Here is a 16,715-nt window from a genome sequence, read left to right on the forward strand (position 1 = left end):
CCCGGCAAGAAAAAAATGACGGAAAACACCTGTTTCCCGTCATATACTCTCAGCAGCCAGCCTTAGCGTATATCTGTGCCCGTTCTATGTACCGACCCCAGACTTGGGGTGATTTTCAGGCGGTCGTGCAACTGTCGGCCGGCCTGAATGTGGCAATTCTCAGCTTTGTGGATATCAGCCTGCCCGCCATCAAGGAACGGCGGCGTGTCTTTGCCAAGGCCCAGCAGGAACTGAACATGTACCGCACCGCGCCCACCAAGCTGGTCAGCGCGCAGCAGCTCGAACATGACTGCGAGGTGGAGGAGATGAACCAGAAGCTGTACCTGCTGTGGCAGGAAAGCGCCGACTACAGCAATGAAGAGGACACGCTGGTCCATTATACCGGCATAATGGGCTTTTTCGGGGCGGTGCTCAGTCTTGTCCTGCTGTGGTATTCGGCGGCCTATTACGACGCGCCGATCAGCGGGTGGGGGGAGGCGGTGATCGCGCTGTCCTTCTGTTCGCTGGTGGCGGCGTTCATCATCAATTTCATGACCGCGTCCCAGTCCAGCGTCTTTACCCAGAAGTGTAATGACATCCGCCAGCAGGCGCGCCAGAATCTGGGGCCGCGGAACATGCCGCCCTCCGGTCCGGCCGGGTCCGGCACGGCCACCCCCGCCAGTTCCCCCACCGTGCCGCCCGCCTAGTGTGGCATTGTGGCCACAATACGGCCCCCGGCTTTCATGCCGTGACCTGCGGGGCAGGTGGTTTTCCGCAATTCCGGCCCGTGGCGGCAAAAACGGCACATAACCCGGCAGTATAGAACCCTGCATGCGGGCGGTGGCGGCGGCAGAGGGGAAGGTTCCCCAATGTAATGTGTTTTTTAATGCCTTTGTCCGGCGGGGTGGTCCATTTGATGTACAAGGACCGCACCAAAATTACTTCTGATGAATCAAAATCAAAACGGTGGCATAAAAATTAGTATTTCAATATAGATGTTTTAATAAAACCTTCATAAAACTGTATTGGAAACATAACACACAGTATCAGGCCCGTGCGGATTCCGCATCGGATGCCCAGATCAAGGCCCTGCAACTGGAAATGCAGGCCATGCGGCGGGAAATGTCCGGCCAGATCAGCGTGCTGCGCCAGCGCCTGGTCCGTGCCGAGGCGGTGCGCAGCCCCGAAGCCGCCAACGCCGCGCAGGCCCGCCGGGTTGCGGCCAGCCACGGCCAGCCCCTGCCCGACAGCTATGCGCGTGACATCCATATCGGCGGTGACAGCGGCATGGGCGGCAGCATGGCCAGCGCCATGCAGAAGGCCGACCTGGGCACCCCGCCATCCGACCGTGGCGTCTCCTCCTCCTGGGCGTCGTTCCGTGCGGCAACGGAAAAGGAAGAAGCCCTGCACATGGGTGGCATGGTCGTGGGCTTCCCCGGCGGGCGTCCCACCATCTCGTCCGAGGACGGGATGTATGCCATGTCCATTGGCTTGGCCTTCCATGAGGATATCGGCGGGTTCATGGGCATGTCGCCGCGCCGTGGCGAGACCAAGGGCGATTACGAGGGCCTGACCGAGAACGCCCGCCGCCTGCGTATCCCCATCTCGTTCCGTTACAAGAACTGGATTGCCAACATCACGCCGGATTTCGGCTCCTCCACCGCCGATGGCTCGGCCACGCTGTATGAAGCGAACCTGAACTACGCGGGCTTCAGGAACACCGTGATTACCGCCGGTTACTTCCAGCCGCGCGTGACAGAAGAAGATTCCGAAAGCTCGAACGAATTCGAGATGATGGAACGCCCCGCCATTACCGACATCGTGCGCAACATCGCCGCCGGTGACGCGCGCATGAGCTTTGGCGCCCTGCATTACGCCAAGCGGTGGTGGATCGCGGGTTACGTGACGGGCCAGAGCTATGGCAAGCGCGCAACCTATGACAGCCAGTCCGGTGCGACCTTCCGTGTGGCGGGCCGTCCGTATGTGTCCAAGGATATTGACGTGCATGTCGGCCTGTCGGCCATTACGGCGTTCAAGGTGGCGCAGGGCACGGGCAGCAGCGACCGGTCCTATACCTTTGCCGAACAGCCTGAAGTTGACCTGACCACCACCAAGCTGCTCAGCGCGACGGTGGGCAATGTGGGCAGCATCTGGTCGGCCGGCCCCGAACTGGGCTTCCGCTGGAAGCGGCTGGTGCTGAAGGGTGAATACTACAATATTGGCGTGACCCGTGGCGATTATGGTGCCAGTACCGCCAGCAACACCGCCAATGTCAACTTTACCGGTTATTATGGCGCGGCCAACTACACCATCTTTGGCAAGGCGCGGTCCTACAACATCAAGGAAGGGGCCTTCGCCGCCCCCGGTGTGGACCATGCCTTCGACCCGTCGCACGGTTACTGGGGCGCGCTGGAAATGTCGGCCCGTTACAGCGTGACCGACCTGAACGCCAACCTGGGCAATGCCGCAACCGCCCTGCGTGGCGGGCAGCAGACGGTGTGGTCGGCGGGGCTGAACTGGTATCCCAACCGTCACTTCCGCTTCATGCTGGACTTCAACCACTTCATTGTCAGCCGCAATAGCGTGGCGGCGGACGTGATGGGGCGTGAGGGCAACTCGGTCGCCGGTCGTATCCAGGCCGCCTTCTGATCGGGCGGCGCCCTGTCCTGATAAAGCCGTGGCAGGTGCCCGGACCCGCGTGGTCCGGGCACCTGAAATTAAAGATTAAGAAATAGTGCCGTTTATTTGTTGTAGTGTGTAGTAAAAGTTAATTTATATTGTTATTTTAAATAAATATGGTCATATTTTTATTTACCAGTCTCCGGTTTCAGGTATTTGTTCCGGAATGGCTCATAAAAACACCGTAGCCAGCCCCCGCTGTGGAAAATTGAATGATGAATGAGATTTCTGCACAGAAAAGCCCGTCCCCCGTCCTGACAATGGGGGATATTGCAAGGCCGGGGCCGGTCATTCCCCCCGATGCGCCGGGGGAGCGCCTGTTCACATTTTTCCACGCCCGCCCCGAACTGATGCTGGTCGCGGTGGTGGATGCGGATAACGTGCCTGTCGGCCTGGTGGAGCGGCAGGCCTTTTTCCTCAGGGTATCGGGCAAATTCGGCCATGCGCTGTTCAACCGCCGCCCGGTGGCGCTGCTGATGGATGACAGCCCGGTCATGATCGAGGCCGATGTCTCTTCATCCGACTTTACCGCCCTGACATTGATGAGCCAGCCCTCCGACCTGCTGCGCGGCTATATCGTGACCCGTGGCGGCCGCTACCTGGGCACGGGTTCGGCGCTGGACCTGATTACCGCGTCGCATTCCCATGCCGTGGCCTCGGCGGCCAGCCTGAAGGAAGCGGCCGAGGACCTGCGCCGCGCCAACCGAAAGATTTTACGCGACAAGCTGTTCATTGACACGATTGTCGAGAACATTCCCTCCGCCCTGCTTGTACGGTCGCTGCGGCACGGGCATCTGGTGCTGGTCAACCGCGCGGCCGAGGCCATGACCTGCTGCCGGCGTGACCTGCTGGTCGAGCGCGATGTGGAGGATGTCTTTACCCCCGACGAGATCGGCCACCTGCTGGTCAGCCGCTTTGCCGGCGGCGGGCAGGGCGTGATTGAAAAGGTGCTGTGTGACCATACCGGCGCAAAACGGGCCATTTCCACCCGCCAGGTCACCATTGCCGATGAACGCGGCGCGCCAAGGTGGGAACTGTGCGTGGCCGATGACGTGACCGAACAGCGCAACGCCCAGCACCAGGTGGAACTGCTGGCCCATTACGACCCGCTGACCGGCCTTGCCAACCGCGCGCTGTTCAGTTCCCGGCTGGAAGCCGCCTGTGCTGCCGGCAGCACCGCAACACTTCTGTGCATCGACCTTGATTACTTCAAGACCGTGAATGACGTGTACGGCCACGCGGCAGGCGACAGCCTGCTGCGGCTGGTTTCCGAACGGCTGCGCGCGTGCAGCCGGCCGGGGGACCTGGTGGCGCGGCTGGGTGGGGATGAATTCGCCATCATCTGGCCCGACGTGCCGGCGCAGGCCGAACTGACCACGCGCGCGCGTGAGATTGTGGAGACGGTCAGCAGGCCCTACATCATTGACGGGCACCACATCGTCATTGGCGCCAGTGTCGGCTCCGCCCTGTATCCGCGCGATGCGGAGGCATCCGAGACCCTGCTGCAATATGCCGACATCGCGCTGTACCGCGCCAAGTCGCTCGGCCGCAACGGCTTCCAGTTCTTTGATCAGGAACTGCGTGATGAAATCCAGACCCGTGCCCGGCTGGGCAGCGAACTGCGCGGCGCCATAGCCGGTAACGGGCTGACGCTGCATTTCCAGCCGCTCTATTCCATGCCCGGCAACCGCCTGAGCGCGTGCGAGGCACTGGTGCGCTGGCACCATCCCACGCAGGGCATGATCCCGCCCGACCAGTTTGTGGGGCTGGCAGAGGAAAACGGCCTGATCCACGATCTGGGGGAATGGGTGCTGCGCGCGGCCTGTACTGAAGCCGCCTGCTGGCCCGCACAGGTCAGGGTGGCGGTCAATGTCTCGCCCATCCAGTTGCGCAACCCGCGTTTCATCCGCATTGTCGAGGACGCGCTGGCCCAGTCCGGCCTGCCGCCCGAACGGCTGGAAATAGAGATTACCGAAAACATATTCGTCCAGAACAGCGCCACCAACCGCGAAATCCTGCAACGCCTGGGGCGCATCGGGTGCAGCATCGTGCTGGATGATTTCGGCACGGGCTATTCCTCGCTGGGCTACCTGCGTTCGTTTCAGTTCCAGAAGATCAAGATCGACCGTTCCTTCGTGCAGGAACTGCCCGAACGCGGGGCGGCGGGCATCATCCGCGCCATCATCAGCCTGGCGCAGAGCATGGACATTCCCATCACCGCCGAAGGGGTGGAAACGCAGGACCAGTGGACGCACCTGAACGATCTGGGCTGCAATCAGGTGCAGGGCTTCCTGCTGGGCCGCCCGCAGCCGGCCGAAAGCATCCGCCAGGCCATCCTGACCCATGCCTGAAGCTGACGGGCGAAGGCTGCGCCCCGCTTTGCCGGACATGTCATCAAGGCTTGCGACGCGGCCCCAAAGCGCGTAATCATCGGCCTGCATCAAGAGTTGGGGCGACGCCCAACGCCAACCTGCCATTCCGGGCAAGGTGGCGCTTCCGCAAGGAAGGATGTGGCCCGACCGGCAACCAAACGGAACAAGCCACCGCGTCCACCCCGACCCGTAACGGAGGTTGGACGCAAGGCAATGCCGATCAGAATTCCCGATAATCTGCCCGCCCGTGGTGTGCTGGAGGCGGAAGGCGTGATGGTGATGGGGGAGACCGATGCCATCCGGCAGGACATCCGCCCGCTGCGCATCGGGCTGCTCAACCTCATGCCCGACAAGATCCGCACCGAAACGCAGATCGCCCGCCTGGTGGGGGCCACACCGCTGCAGGTGGAACTGACGCTGGTGTGCATGGGGGGGCATGTGCCGCGCCATACTTCCGCGCTGCACATGGCCGCGTTCTACCAGCCGTGGCAGGACGTGCGCGCCGAACGCTTTGACGGCTTCATCATTACCGGCGCCCCGGTCGAGCGGCTGCCCTTCCATGAAGTGACCTACTGGGATGAACTGCGCCGGGTGTTCGACTGGACCCGGACGCATGTGCACCGCTGTCTCAACATCTGCTGGGCGGCACAGGCGGCGGTCCACCACTTTCATGGCATGCCCAAGCACGCGCTGGCGCAGAAGGCGTTCGGGGTGTTCGACCATCAGGTGCTGGTGCCCGCATCGCCCTACCTGCTGGGCTTTGCCGATGACGTGCCCATTCCCGTCTCGCGCTGGACCGCGGTGCGGCGCGCGGACATCCCGCCCGCAAGCGGCCTGACCATCCTGGCCGAAAGTGCCGAGACGGGGCTGTGCCTGCTGGATGACCCCGACAACCGCGCCCTGCACATGTTCAACCATCTGGAATACGACACCACATCGCTGGCCGAGGAATATTTCCGCGACCGGGAGGCCGGCCTGGCGGTGGACGTGCCGCGCCATTACTTCCCGCACGACAATCCGGCCAACCGCCCCGTCAACCGCTGGCGGGGGCATGCCCACCTGCTGGCCGGGAACTGGATCAACCAGATCTACCAGACCACGCCGTTCGACCTGGAGCGCATTGGCGGCCCCAGGGGTGTGCCCGCGCTGGCCGGGGCATGAGGCCGGGCTGGCGCGGCAGGTGTAACATAAAAGAAACAAATTAAGGGGTGTGGTATAAAATCTGTTACAAAAAGATAAATTTTGCCGTAGAAAAGCCGCCATATCTGTTCTTTACGGCAAAATTAGGTCACACTTCGTCACATGACCAGCATCCCACGCATGCAGATCGGCTTTCTGTTCAACCATGACTGCATCCACCAGATCGCGCATACCGCGCCGATCATCTGTGAACTGGTGGCGCTGGGGCAGGATGTAAGCGTTGTCACGTCGTGCGATGCGCAGGAACGGCAGGTCAGGGCCATCATTGCGGGATGTGCTGCGCGGGTGCGTTTCATCCATATCGACATCAGCCGCCTGTCACGCGCCATCAACGTGGTGGCGAAGGCGGTGCTGCCCTTCCGCCGCATCGCCAACCTGCGCGAGAATGTGGGGCTGTTCGCCCGCTTTGACGCGCTGGTGGTGCCAGAGACGACGTCGGCCCTGCTCAGGAGCCATTTCAACCTTGATGTCAGGCTGGTCTACCTGCCGCACGGGGCGGGGGACCGTGCCATCGGGTTCCGTGACGTGACGCGCTTCTTTGACCTGGTGCTGCTGCCCGGCACCAAGACACGCGACCGCATGCTGGCCGGGGGGCTGGTCCGCCCGGGGCACCATGCGGTGATTGGCTATCCCAAATTCGATATCATCGACATGGGCGCCCGCCCGCGTTTTTTTGACAATGACCGGCCCACGGTGCTGTACAACCCGCATTTCGACCCGGTCCTGTCCTCGTGGTGGGACATGGGGCTGGGGGTGCTGGAATGGTTTGCCCGGCAGGATGACTACAACCTGATCTTCGCGCCCCATGTCATGCTGTTCCGCCGCTGGCTGCACACATCGGTCGAGCACCGGCGCATCCGCTGCCGCTGGCCCATACCCGAACGGCTGCGCAACCTGTCCCATATCCTGATCGATACCGGCAGCACGCGCTCGGTCGACATGTCCTATGTCCTGGCGGCCGACATCTACCTGGGTGATGCCAGCAGCCAGGTCTATGAATGGATCTGCAACCCGCGCCCGTGCATCTTCCTTAATTCCCACGGTGCGCGCTGGCAGGGCAATCCCAGCTACGCGCACTGGAACATGGGGCAGGTGATCGACCGGGTCAGCGCGCTGCCACGGGCGCTTGCGGTGGCGCAGGAACAGCAGGCAGCCTTTGCCCGCCACCAGCGCGCGGCCTTTGCCGCCACGTTCCATACCGAAGCGGGGGGCAGTGCCGCCGGCCGTGCCGCGCGGGAAATTGTTTACTATTTGTTACAGGATAAACGCGCCGCCGCCTGAACGCGGGGGCCGCATGGCGCTATGATCCCGCCACCCTGCGGGGGTGGTGGAGAACGTCATGCGGATTGCTTATGTCATCAACAGTTTTGAAGGTGGTGGCGCGGCGCTCCCCATTCCGGCGATCGTGGATGTCTGCCGCGCCCATGGCCATACGGTGCATGTGGTGGCGCTGGAACGGCGCAACGGCCGCGCCATTCCGGCGCTGGAAGCGGCAGGCATCGGGACGGACGTGCTGGCGGCCGATGATGCCCCGGCCCCGTCCGTGCTGCGCCGGCTGGATGGCTGGGTGCGCGATGTGGCCCCCACCCATATCTGGACATCCCTGACGCGCGCGACGCTGCTGGGGCAGGTCGTGGGCCTGCGGCGGAGGGTTCCGGTTACAAGCTGGCAGCATAATGCGTTCCTTCGCCCCGGCAACCTGGCGCTGCTGCGGCTCATGCGCGGGCGCAGCGCGCTGTGGGTGGGGGATTCCGCCTATGTGACCGAACTGACCCGCAGGCGGCTGGGGGTGCCCGAATCGCGGCTGATGTGCTGGCCCATTTTCCGCACCCGCCCCGATCTGGCCCCGGCACCGGGCTGGCAGCCGGGGCAGGTGGTGCGGATCGGCACGCTGGGCCGTCTCAATCCCGGCAAGGGGTACGACATGCTGTGCCGCGCGCTGGTACTGCTTCGGGCGGTGGGGGACCTGCCGCCGTTCCAGGTCACGATCGGGGGCGAGGGGGCGGAACATGCCCGCCTGCGCGCCTTCTGCCAGCGCCACGGGCTGGATAACGTGGTATTTGCCGGTTACGTGCAGGATACGGCGGCGTTCCTGCGCGGGTGCCACCTGTATGTCCAGCCCTCCCGCCGCGAAGGGTTCTGCATCGCGGCGCATGAGGCCATGGACACGGCCCTGCCCGTGATTGGCAGCACGGTGGGGGAGATGAACCATTCCATCATCAATGGCGTGACCGGCTGGAAAGTCCCGCCCTGCCGCCCCCACGCGCTGGCCGGCCGGCTGGAAACCGCCCTGCGCCAGCCCGGGCGGCTGGCGGCCATGGGGCAGGCGGCGCACGCGCTGGTCACGCAGCGCTACAGCCCGGCCGTTTTTGCACAGGCAGGGCATGCGGTGCTGCGCCGCATGGCGGGGGAAGAAGGGTAGGGGCGGCGGTCTGGCGGCCTGTTCCCGACACTTCGGGCAACGTCACCTTTCCGGGAACGGGGCGACACCCGGAAACTCTTTTTTATCAACGGGTTGTTTTTTTTCAGCCCTGCGGTGTTCCTTATGTTCCCAATGTTCCCTTGGTTTGGGCAGATCTGTCGGTACGGTAGCAGCCATGCCAGAGGATACCGTATTTCAAATACTACTCCCTATAATCAAAGGGAACGTTGGGAACGTTGGGAACATACCCTGCAAGCCGGCGCCCTCTGCCTCGGAAAAGCGCGGATGGCCGCCATTTATCCGGCATGGCGGGCTATCTGCCCATGCCACCGGGGGGAGGGAACAGCCAGCCGCCTGAACCGCCCGCAGGGCATCATGCGGGGCCTCTGGCGCTGCTTTTTTCACAAGGCACCGGCAGAGAAGCCGCCTTCGCGGGGAAAGGCGGCCCCCATTCAGCCACGGGCGGGTTTCCGGCAGCCGGTCAGACGATCTCGGCTGGCGGGTTCTGCTTGGTCAGCCGGTCATAGCGCAGCAGGGTGGTCAGCAGGTCTTCCATACAGGCCAGCGGCAGCATGGTCGTACCATCGCTGGGGGCTGTATCGGGGTCGGGATGGGTTTCAATGAACACCCCCGCAACCCCTACGGCCAGCGCCGCGCGCGCCAGGATGGGGGCGAATACCCGCTGCCCGCCCGAGGATGTGCCCAGCCCCCCCGGCTGCTGGACGGAATGGGTGGCGTCAAAGATGACCGGATACCCCGTGCCCGCCATGATCGGCAGGCCGCGCATGTCATTGACCAGCGTGTTGTAGCCAAATGACGTGCCACGCTCGCACAGCATGATGCGCTCATTGCCGGTGGAAGCCACCTTGGCGGCCACGTTCGCCATGTCCCACGGGGCAAGGAACTGCCCCTTTTTTATGTTGATGGCCGCCCCCGTCTGGCCCGCCGCCAGCAGAAGGTCGGTCTGGCGGCACAGGAAGGCGGGGATCTGGAGCACATCCACCGTCTCGGCCACCGCGGCGCACTGGTCGGGCAGGTGCACGTCGGTCAGCACCGGCATGCCGAAGCGGGCGCGCACCTGACCCAGTATGTCCAGCCCCTGCGCCATGCCCACGCCGCGCGCGCCGTTGATGGAGGTGCGGTTGGCCTTGTCGAACGAGCTTTTGTAGATCAGCCCGATCCCCAGTCGCGTGGCGATGCCATGCAGCGCGTCCGCCACCTCCATCGCGTGGCTTGCTGATTCGATCTGGCACGGGCCTGCAATCAGCGTGAAGGGGGACTGGTTGCCAACCGTAAGGCTGCCGATGGACAGCGCGCGGTGGTCGGTCATCGCCTGCCACCCGCCCGCTCGGCGGCCTTTTCCACGGCGGCCTTGATGAAGCCGGAGAACAGCGGGTGCGGGTCAAACGGCTTGGACAGCAGTTCGGGGTGGTACTGCACCGCGATGAACCACGGGTGGTCGGGGTATTCCACCACTTCGGGCAGGATGCCGTCGGGCGACATGCCAGAGAAGCGCAGCCCGGTCTTTTCCAGCTGCTCGCGGTAGTGGTTGTTCACCTCGTACCGGTGGCGGTGGCGCTCACGGATGTCGGTGCGGCCATAGGCTTCGGCCGCGCGCGAACCCGGCGCAAGCCTGGCGGGGTAGGCGCCCAGCCGCATGGTGCCGCCCATCTCGCCGCCCTCGCGCCGGCGCAGCAGTTCGTTGCCGCGCGCCCATTCGGTCATCAGGCCGACCAGCGGGTATTCGGTCGGGCCGAATTCGGTGGATGACGCCTTCTCGATCCCCGCCAGGTTGCGCGCGCATTCGATCACCGCCATCTGCATGCCAAAGCAGATGCCCATGAAGGGAATGTTGTGCTCACGCGCGTATTTCACCGCGCGGATCTTGCCTTCCGACCCGCGCTCGCCAAAGCCGCCGGGCACCAGGATGGCGTCGCTGCGGGCAAGGGTGTTCACCGCGTCGTCCGATTTCTCGAAATCCTCGGCCTCGACCCAGTTCAGCCGCACGCGGGCCCGGTTGGCAATGCCACCATGCTGCAATGCCTCGATCAGGGATTTGTAGCTGTCCAGCAGGGCGGTGTACTTGCCCACCACCGTCACCAGCACCTCGCGGTCGGGGTGGCGGACGGCATCGACAATCTTTTCCCAGCGCGACAGGTCGGGGTCGGGCGTGGTGGGCAGGCCGAAATGGTGCAGCACCTCGGTATCCATGCCCTCGGCATGGTACGAGATGGGGCAGGCATAGATGGTGTCCACGTCGCGCGCGGCAATGACCGCCTGCGGGCGCACGTTGCAGAAGCTGGCGATCTTGCGGCGCTCGTTTTCGGGTATTTCCCGGTCGGAACGGCAGACCAGCATCTGTGGCTGGATGCCCACGTTCTGCAGTTCCTTGACGGAATGCTGGGTGGGCTTGGTCTTCAGCTCACCCGCCGCCGCGATCCATGGCAGCAGGGTGAGGTGGATGAACATCGTCTGGTCGGGGCCAAGGTCGTTGCGCAGCTGGCGGATGGATTCAAGGAAGGGCAGGCTTTCGATATCGCCCACCGTGCCGCCGATCTCGACCAGGACGAAGTCCAGGTCCTCGGTATCGGCCACGATCGTTTCCTTGATCGAGTCGGTAATGTGGGGAATGACCTGTACGGTCGCCCCCAGATAGTCGCCACGCCGTTCGCGCGCGATCACGCCGGAATAGATCTGCCCCGTCGTGGCATTGTCCGCCCGGGTGGCATGCACACCCGTGAAGCGTTCGTAATGCCCAAGGTCGAGATCCGTCTCGGCGCCGTCGTCGGTCACGAAGACCTCGCCGTGCTGATAGGGGCTCATCGTCCCCGGATCGACATTCAGGTAGGGGTCAAGCTTGCGCAACCGGACCCGATAGCCACGGGCCTGAAGCAGGGCAGCAAGGGCAGCCGAAGCGATGCCTTTGCCAAGGGAGGACACCACGCCGCCGGTGATGAATACAAACCGCGTCATGGATGGCCTTTCTACACAGCTTGCGGCCCGGCTGCAAAGGCTACGATGCGCCCGTGGCCCAAAAAATGAAAAATGCCCCGGCACGGCGTGCCGGGGCATGGAAATCGCGTGCCGTGGGGCGTGCGCGCAGGAGGCGTGCGTTCAGGGGGCTGGCGCGGGTGCGGGTGCGGGGGCCGCCGCGGGCGGTGCCGCCAGGATATCATGGCCCACCCCGCTGGACGCGCCACGGTTCATGACCGCAAGCGTCAGCGAGAGCACCATGAAAACCGTGCCCAGCACGGCGGTGGAGCGCGTGAGCAGCGTTGCCGTGCCGCGCCCGGACATGAAGGAACCCATGCCCTGCGAGCCGCCGATTCCAAGCCCGCCGCCCTCGCTGCGCTGGATCAGGATGGTCCCGATCAGCGCGATGGTGACGAACAGGTGCAGTAGAAGAAGAACAGTGATCATGCGTCTTTCCAGTAGAGCCCCGCCAGCCGCGCGGCAATCACGAGGCGCGGGCGGCGCGGACAAGCGGCACGAAGGCATCGGCCTTCAGGCTGGCATTGCCCACCAGCGCCCCGTCCACGTTTTCAACGGGCAGGATATCGGTGACATTGCGTTCATTGACGGAGCCACCATAAAGGATTCGGATCGTTTTGCCAGCTTCCCCGAACTGCCGCACCAGTTCGGCGCGGATGAAGGCGGACATGTCGGCAATATCCTGCTGTGATGCCGCCTGCCCGGTGCCGATGGCCCAGACCGGCTCATACGCCACGATGCCGGTAAAGCCCTGCGGCAGGGAGCCCTGGATCTGCCAGCCCACCTTTTCCTGCGAATCCCCGCTGTCGCGCTGGTCGGCGTTCTCGCCCACGCATACGATGGGGGTCAGGCCGGCCGCCATGGCGGCCACCGCCTTCTCGCGCACCGTCTCGTCCAGCTCGCCATGCTCGGCGCGGCGCTCGGAATGGCCAAGGATCACGTATTCCACCCCAAGGTCCACCAGCATCGGGGCCGAAATGTCGCCCGTATGGGCACCCGACCTGTCCTTGTGGCAGTCCTGCGCGCCCAGTGCCATGCCCGCGGCCTTCAGCTTTGGCGCCAGGCGCGCAAGCTGGGTAAAGGGGGGGCAGACCACCACGTCCGCCCGCGCGGGCAGGGCGGCAAGGCCCGTGGCCAGTGCATCCACCAGTGCGTCCGCATCGGCGCTCAGGCCGTTCATTTTCCAGTTGCCGACAATAATCTGCTTCATGTTTCCACTCCTGGCCCATGCCGCCTGGGTGCCGCGTGCGGCGGTGCGGGGCATGGCTTATGACGGGCGCCAGCCTACACCACGGCGCGGCGGCCTGTGCAACCCGCGCGGCGCGCGGGACATGGCTGCGTGCATGCGGGTGCTGGTCAAACCGGCGGCGTGACCGTATGGTGCCCGACCGGAAAACAGGGCGCCCGTCCGGGTGCGCATGGTGCGCACGCCCTGTTCCGTCCGGCTTTGTCTTGGTGCTGGCGCAGGGTTTTTCATGCTATCTTTTCTGTATCGCGTGTTTGTCGATTCATGGGTGGGGCGCATTGTTGCCGGGCTGTTCTTCCTCGCCTTCATCGGGTTTGGCGTGGGGGATGTGCTGATGAACATCGGCACCGAACGCGCCGACGTGGCCGCCCGCGTGGGCAGCCGCCCCATCCTGGTGCAGTCCTACCAGAACGCGCTCCAGTCCGAGATGCCGCAGGTGGCCCAGTCCATGCACCTGTCCGACCCGGCCCAGATCCCGCCCGCAACGCGCGAACAGGTCGCCCGCCAGGTGCTCCAGCGCCTTGTGCTGCAGGCCGAAATTGCCGAGGCCGCCGACCGCCACGGCCTGATCGTGCCCGATTCCGTGGTGCGGGACGAGATTTTCTCCATCCCCGCCTTCAGGGGCACGAATGGCCAGTTCGACCGCGCCCTGTTCAACGACCGCCTGCACCGCACCGGCATGACCGAAGGGCGGCTGATTGAACTGGTGCGGCAGGAACAGGCGTCGCGCGTGCTGCTGGAGCCGATTCGTGACGGGGCCACCGTGCCCGACGTGATGGTCCGCCGCCTGTTTGATTTCGAGGCCCAGACCCGCACCATCGACCTGGTGCGCGTGCCCTTTGACAGCCAGCAGGTGACCGCCACCCCGACCCCCGCCCAGCTTGCGCGCTACCACGCCAACCACCCGTGGGAATTCACCGCCCCCGAATACCGCCATGCCCGCGTGGTCGTGCTTTCGGCCGACACCATCGGCCGCATGCTCGACATTACCGATGCCGAAGTGCAGAAAAGCTATCAGGATCAGGCCCAGACCTTCAGCGCGCCCGAACGGCGCAGCGTGCAGATCGTGACCGTGCCGACGCAGGACCGCGCCACCGCCCTGCGTGCGCGGTGGACGGATGCGGGGGCATGGGCGCAGGTGCAGAAGGACGCGGGCCGGGACGCGGCGGCGGTGGAACTGCCGGGCATGAAGCAGGCGGACATTCCCTCCGCCGATCTGGGCCGGGCGATCTTCGCCGCCCCCGTCGACGTGACACAGGGGCCGGTGAAGAGCGAGGGCGGCTGGGTCGTCTTTCGCGTCACCACGCTCACCCCCGCCCACACCACGCCCTTTGCCGATGTGAAGCAGGCGCTGCATGACCAGATCGCCCATACCCGCGCGCAGGCGCTGCTGGCCGACCGGGTGCAGAAGCTGCAGGACGCGATTGCCGGCGGCGGGCTGGATTCCATTCCCGCCGACCTGGGTGCCGTGGCCGTATCGGGCGACCTTGATGCCAGCGGCAACACCCACGAAGGTACGCCCGCCCCCATACCGGGCAGCGATGCGGTGCGGCAGGCGGTCATCGCCCGCGTGTTCTCCCAGGCAAAAGGGGCCAGCCCCGTGCTGGTGCAGGGGCCGGATGGCGCATGGTATGCCGTATCGGTTGATGGCGTGACGCCGGGCCATGCGCTGGATCTGGCCGAGGCCGGGCCGCGTGTCGCCGCCGCATGGCAGGCCGATGTCCGCCGCCACATGGCCGACCAGCAGGCCACCGCCTTCTACAACCAGGCGCAGGGGCAGGGGGGGCTGGCCCATGTCACCCCCGCCGTGCCGGGGCTGGAGCACAGCCAGCCCATTTCCCCCATGCAGCCGGCACCCGAAATCCCGCGTGAGGTGGCCGCCCTGATCTTCCGGCTGGAGAAGGTGGGGCAGAATGTCATGACCGAAGCGGGTGATTCCTATGTGGTGGCCACGCTGACGGCCATCAACCACCCCGACCCCGCCACGCAGAAGGACCTGTACGGGCGCGTGCGCGCGGGCCTGACCCAGTCCATGGGCGAGGATATCGAGATGGGCTATGGCGGGGCGCTGGAAGCCATTGTCAAGCCCAGGCCCAACGAGTCCGCCCTTCGCGCCGTGATGGCGGAGGTAACGGGCGGCCAGAACACAGGAACCGCACAGTGACAGCAGACGCCGCGCGCATGCGCCCCCCCTCCCGGCAGCCCGATGCCGCCCGGCGCGCGGCGGCACTTGCCACCCTGCGCGAAGGCAGGGCCGCCGTGGCATGGCGGGTCGAGCCGGCTGACCTGCTTACCCCCGTTGCCGCCTTCCTGCGCCTGTCGCCCCTTGCGCGCAGCCATGGCGGCGGCAATGGCGGGCACAATGCCTTCCTGCTGGAAAGTGTGGAGGGCGGCACCTCACGCGGGCGCTATTCGGTCATCGGCCTGCTGCCCGACCTGATCTGGCGCTGCCATGACGGGCGTGCCAGCCTGTGCACCGACCCGTCCGCCCCCGCCCATGCCTTCGTGCCGCAGGCCGAGGCCCCGCTGGTCTCGCTGCGGCGCATCCTGCATGCCAGCCGCATCGACCTGCCCGAGGGGCTGCCGCCCATGACCGGCGGCGTGTTCGGCTACCTGGGCTATGACATGGTCCGTCAGGTCGAATGCCTGCCCGACATGCCCGCCGATGACCTGGACCTGCCCGAGGGCATCCTGATGCGTCCCGGCCTGTTCGCCATATTCGACACGGTGCGTGACGAACTGCTGCTGGCCGCGCCCCTGCGCCCGCAGGAGGGTGTTGCCCCCGAAGCCATATGGGACGCGGCGCAGGCCCGGCTGGAACAGGCGCGCGCGGCCCTGTCCACCCCGGTGGAACTGCCTGACGGGCCGGTGGGCGAAATGGCGCCCCCCGTGCCGGAATCGACGATGAGCAAGGACGAATTCTGCGCCATCGTGCGCAGGCTGCAGGACTATATCGCCGCGGGCGACGCCTTCCAGATCGTGCCGAGCCAGCGCTTCAGCGCCGCCTTCACCCTGCCGCCGTTTGCGCTGTACCGCGCATTGCGGCGCATCAACCCCGCGCCCTTCCTGTTCTATCTGGACCTGGACGGGTTCAGCCTTGTCGGCTCCTCGCCCGAGGTGCTGGTGCGCCTGCGCGAAGGCACCATGACCGTGCGCCCGCTGGCGGGCACCCGCCCGCGTGGCCGCACGACGGTGGAGGACCTGGCGCTGGAGGCCGAACTGCTGGCCGACCCCAAGGAACGCGCCGAACACCTGATGCTGATCGACCTGGGCCGCAACGATGTGGGCAGGGTGTGCGAACTGGGTTCGGTCAGGGTGACGGAGCAGTTCGTGATCGAACGCTTCAGCCATGTCATGCATATCTCATCGAATGTGGAAGGGACCCTGCGCCCCGACCTTGGGGCACTGGACGCGCTGATGTCGGGCTTCCCCGCCGGCACGCTGACGGGTGCGCCCAAGATCCGCGCCATGCAGATCATTGACGAGGTGGAGCCGACACGGCGGGCGACCTATGCCGGGTGCATCGGCTATTTCGGCCCCGATGGGGACATGGATACCTGCATCGGCCTGCGCATGGCGGTGGTGAAAGACGGGCGGATGTACGTGCAGGCGGGCTGTGGCGTCGTGGCCGACAGCGTGCCCGAGGCGGAATACGAGGAAACCCGCCAGAAGGCCCGCGCCCTGTTCCGCGCGGCGGAGGAGGCGGTACGCTTCGCCACGGCCGGAGACGCCTGAAGGCCATGGAAATTTCCAGGGGCCGCCTTTTTGAAAAAGGCGGCGTTCCCTCCTGAAGCTTTTTGAAAAAGCACCACCGGAAACTTCTTTC

The 16,715-nt window shown here is 65.1% G+C and carries 13 protein-coding genes and 1 riboswitch; of the genes, 9 read left to right on the forward strand and 4 right to left on the reverse strand.

What is annotated here, in order from left to right:
• Nucleotides 1-149 precede the first annotated feature (149 nt).
• From CFR78_RS13385 to CFR78_RS13410, 6 genes are all read left to right on the forward strand, one after another.
• A complete protein-coding gene (locus tag CFR78_RS13385; protein ID WP_258366140.1) occupies nucleotides 150-686 on the forward strand; it encodes a hypothetical protein in 537 nt (178 codons plus the stop codon).
• A 394-nt stretch (nucleotides 687-1,080) separates the two neighbouring features.
• A complete protein-coding gene (locus CFR78_RS13390) occupies nucleotides 1,081-2,628 on the forward strand; it encodes an OprO/OprP family phosphate-selective porin (RefSeq protein ID WP_258366142.1) in 1,548 nt (515 codons plus the stop codon).
• 245 nt (nucleotides 2,629-2,873) lie between these two features.
• The gene (locus CFR78_RS13395) at nucleotides 2,874-5,009 is read left to right on the forward strand and encodes a putative bifunctional diguanylate cyclase/phosphodiesterase (RefSeq protein WP_258366143.1); all 2,136 of its coding nucleotides are present in this window, start codon (nucleotides 2,874-2,876) and stop codon (nucleotides 5,007-5,009) included.
• 81 nt (nucleotides 5,010-5,090) lie between these two features.
• A riboswitch (SAM-I-IV-variant riboswitch) is annotated at nucleotides 5,091-5,198 on the forward strand.
• Nucleotides 5,199-5,243: 45 nt separating this feature from the next.
• Complete coding sequence (locus CFR78_RS13400; protein ID WP_034929857.1) at nucleotides 5,244-6,191, forward strand: homoserine O-succinyltransferase; 948 nt, start codon at nucleotides 5,244-5,246, stop codon at nucleotides 6,189-6,191.
• A gap of 141 nt (nucleotides 6,192-6,332) precedes the next feature.
• The gene (locus CFR78_RS13405; RefSeq protein WP_051672048.1) at nucleotides 6,333-7,511 is read left to right on the forward strand and encodes a hypothetical protein; all 1,179 of its coding nucleotides are present in this window, start codon (nucleotides 6,333-6,335) and stop codon (nucleotides 7,509-7,511) included.
• Nucleotides 7,512-7,569: 58 nt separating this feature from the next.
• Complete coding sequence (locus CFR78_RS13410) at nucleotides 7,570-8,652, forward strand: glycosyltransferase family 4 protein (protein WP_034929892.1); 1,083 nt, start codon at nucleotides 7,570-7,572, stop codon at nucleotides 8,650-8,652.
• A 481-nt stretch (nucleotides 8,653-9,133) separates the two neighbouring features.
• Here CFR78_RS13410 and kdsA read toward each other — a convergent pair whose 3' ends face one another.
• The 4 genes from kdsA to tpiA form a co-directional block, all read right to left on the reverse strand.
• Nucleotides 9,134-9,982, reverse strand: coding sequence for a 3-deoxy-8-phosphooctulonate synthase (gene kdsA / locus CFR78_RS13415; protein ID WP_007400288.1), 849 nt, complete (start codon nucleotides 9,980-9,982; stop codon nucleotides 9,134-9,136).
• The gene (locus CFR78_RS13420; RefSeq protein ID WP_007400289.1) at nucleotides 9,979-11,625 is read right to left on the reverse strand and encodes a CTP synthase; all 1,647 of its coding nucleotides are present in this window, start codon (nucleotides 11,623-11,625) and stop codon (nucleotides 9,979-9,981) included. The genes kdsA and CFR78_RS13420 overlap by 4 nt, the downstream gene beginning before the upstream one ends.
• A gap of 141 nt (nucleotides 11,626-11,766) precedes the next feature.
• Entirely contained in the window at nucleotides 11,767-12,072 is a 306-nt protein-coding gene (gene secG, locus CFR78_RS13425) for a preprotein translocase subunit SecG (protein WP_007400290.1), read from the reverse strand.
• A 37-nt stretch (nucleotides 12,073-12,109) separates the two neighbouring features.
• Entirely contained in the window at nucleotides 12,110-12,853 is a 744-nt protein-coding gene (tpiA, locus tag CFR78_RS13430; RefSeq protein ID WP_007400291.1) for a triose-phosphate isomerase, read from the reverse strand.
• On the opposite strand from tpiA, the gene CFR78_RS16350 reads away from it, so the two are divergent.
• From CFR78_RS16350 to trpE, 3 genes are read left to right on the forward strand one after another with little or no spacing between them, the layout of a single operon-like run.
• Entirely contained in the window at nucleotides 12,852-13,016 is a 165-nt protein-coding gene (locus CFR78_RS16350) for a hypothetical protein (RefSeq protein ID WP_007400292.1), read from the forward strand. The two genes, tpiA and CFR78_RS16350, sit on opposite strands and share 2 nt — an antisense overlap.
• 45 nt (nucleotides 13,017-13,061) lie before the next feature.
• Entirely contained in the window at nucleotides 13,062-15,053 is a 1,992-nt protein-coding gene (locus tag CFR78_RS13435) for a peptidylprolyl isomerase (RefSeq protein WP_110581262.1), read from the forward strand.
• 17 nt (nucleotides 15,054-15,070) lie between these two features.
• Nucleotides 15,071-16,624, forward strand: a complete 1,554-nt coding sequence (trpE, locus tag CFR78_RS13440; RefSeq protein ID WP_007400294.1) for an anthranilate synthase component I — start codon at nucleotides 15,071-15,073, stop codon at nucleotides 16,622-16,624.
• The last annotated feature ends 91 nt before the right edge of the window (nucleotides 16,625-16,715 follow it).

Origin of the sequence: Komagataeibacter rhaeticus, from assembly GCF_003207855.1 — a bacterium.
In the GTDB taxonomy this organism is placed as follows: Bacteria; Pseudomonadota; Alphaproteobacteria; order Acetobacterales; family Acetobacteraceae; genus Komagataeibacter; species Komagataeibacter rhaeticus.

Bases quoted from the DNA above. Each gene is read 5' to 3' on its own strand.
- CFR78_RS13390 (WP_258366142.1), top strand. From the start codon at position 1,081: ATGCAGGCCATGCGGCGGGAAATGTCCGGCCAGATCAGCGTGCTGCGC.
- CFR78_RS13395 (WP_258366143.1), top strand. From the start codon at position 2,874: ATGAATGAGATTTCTGCACAGAAAAGCCCGTCCCCCGTCCTGACAATG.
- CFR78_RS13400 (WP_034929857.1), top strand. From the start codon at position 5,244: ATGCCGATCAGAATTCCCGATAATCTGCCCGCCCGTGGTGTGCTGGAG.
- CFR78_RS13405 (WP_051672048.1), top strand. From the start codon at position 6,333: ATGACCAGCATCCCACGCATGCAGATCGGCTTTCTGTTCAACCATGAC.
- CFR78_RS13410 (WP_034929892.1), top strand. From the start codon at position 7,570: ATGCGGATTGCTTATGTCATCAACAGTTTTGAAGGTGGTGGCGCGGCG.
- kdsA (WP_007400288.1), bottom strand. From the start codon at position 9,982: ATGACCGACCACCGCGCGCTGTCCATCGGCAGCCTTACGGTTGGCAAC.
- CFR78_RS13420 (WP_007400289.1), bottom strand. From the start codon at position 11,625: ATGACGCGGTTTGTATTCATCACCGGCGGCGTGGTGTCCTCCCTTGGC.
- secG (WP_007400290.1), bottom strand. From the start codon at position 12,072: ATGATCACTGTTCTTCTTCTACTGCACCTGTTCGTCACCATCGCGCTG.
- CFR78_RS16350 (WP_007400292.1), top strand. From the start codon at position 12,852: ATGTTTCCACTCCTGGCCCATGCCGCCTGGGTGCCGCGTGCGGCGGTG.
- tpiA (WP_007400291.1), bottom strand. From the start codon at position 12,853: ATGAAGCAGATTATTGTCGGCAACTGGAAAATGAACGGCCTGAGCGCC.
- CFR78_RS13435 (WP_110581262.1), top strand. From the start codon at position 13,062: ATGGTGCGCACGCCCTGTTCCGTCCGGCTTTGTCTTGGTGCTGGCGCA.
- trpE (WP_007400294.1), top strand. From the start codon at position 15,071: ATGCGCCCCCCCTCCCGGCAGCCCGATGCCGCCCGGCGCGCGGCGGCA.